Annotated in this window: 1 protein-coding gene and 1 pseudogene; both read right to left on the bottom strand. The window is 69.0% G+C overall.

Annotated features, from left to right (window positions below):
- Nucleotides 1-795: membrane protein insertase YidC (gene yidC / locus G6018_RS15390; RefSeq protein ID WP_182640086.1), on the bottom strand; the 795-nt coding region annotated here is incomplete at its 3' end.
- Nucleotides 796-978: 183 nt separating this feature from the next.
- Nucleotides 979-1,086: pseudogene (gene murB, locus G6018_RS15385) on the bottom strand (UDP-N-acetylmuramate dehydrogenase); the annotation flags it as partial.

Raw genomic sequence — 1,086 nt, 5'->3', positions numbered from 1 at the left:
TCCCGCCGCACCGGCTCCCGCAGCGGCGCCGGTGGTGGCGGGCGCGGGGGCTGCGGGCTTCTCGCCGTCGACCTCGAGCACCTCCCCGTCGACGACCGGGCCGCCCGCCTTCTCCTCGGCGTCGACCTGCGCGATCGCGTCCTGCTCGGCCGCCTTGGCCGCCTTCTGTCGGCGGAACGAGTTCCACATGTTGATGAAGGTGGCGATGCCGGCCAGCACGAACAACGGCACGGCCAGCATGAGGATGTCCTCGCGCACGAGCCCGGGGTGCAGGGAGTCCATGACGTCCTGCGGCATCCGGATGTACGAGGCCAGCGGGACCCCGAAGATCTCGGCGTTGAGGAAGGAGGCGACCTGATCGGGGCCGAATGCCCCATTGGTCATGGTCGAGGCCTCTTCGATCGACACCCCACGCGGCGAGAAGTTGAGAAGCACGTAGTACAGACCCAGGAACACCGGGATCTGCACGAGCAGCGGCAGACACCCGGCGGCGGGATTGACCCCGGCATCCGCGTACAGGGCCTGCATCTCCTTGGCCTGCTCCTGGCGGTCCTCGGGGGTCTTGCGGTCCTTGTACTTGTTCTGCAGCTCCTTCATCTTGGGAGCGATCTGCGCCATCTTGCGCATGGAGTACTGCTGCCGGTACATCGACCGCATGAGCAGCAACCGCACTGTCACCACCAGCAACAGCACGGACCCCACCCAGGCCACTCCGGAACCGGGGTCCACGACGAAGCTCAGCACCCAGTGCCAGAACTTCATGACGAGCGACACCGGATACGCGAAGAGGTCCACGGGCGAATCTCCAGATGGGACGGTGGCGCCGGAGCGGGCGCGCGGGGTGGGGCGGAACAGGCCGGGTCAAGACTAGAAGGCCGTCCCCCAGCGTGCCAGGGTCAGCGGGAGCGGTGGGGGCCGGGGTGCTCAGCGGCGGCGGGAGCAGCGGGTTCGTGCCCGGCGCGAGGTCGCCCGGCAGCGTCAGATGCTGCAGCCCACCCACACCGGCTCGGGGTGCAACTCCACGCCGAACGCCTCGAAGACGCCGTCGCGCACCTCGCGCGCCAGTGCGATCACGTCGTCGGCGGA

The sequence above is a fragment of the Dietzia sp. DQ11-44 genome, from assembly GCF_014145205.1.
In the GTDB taxonomy this organism is placed as follows: domain Bacteria; phylum Actinomycetota; class Actinomycetes; order Mycobacteriales; family Mycobacteriaceae; genus Dietzia; species Dietzia natronolimnaea.
Note: the sequence above shows the minus strand (reverse complement) of the source record. Positions and strands in the feature narration are given on the sequence as shown.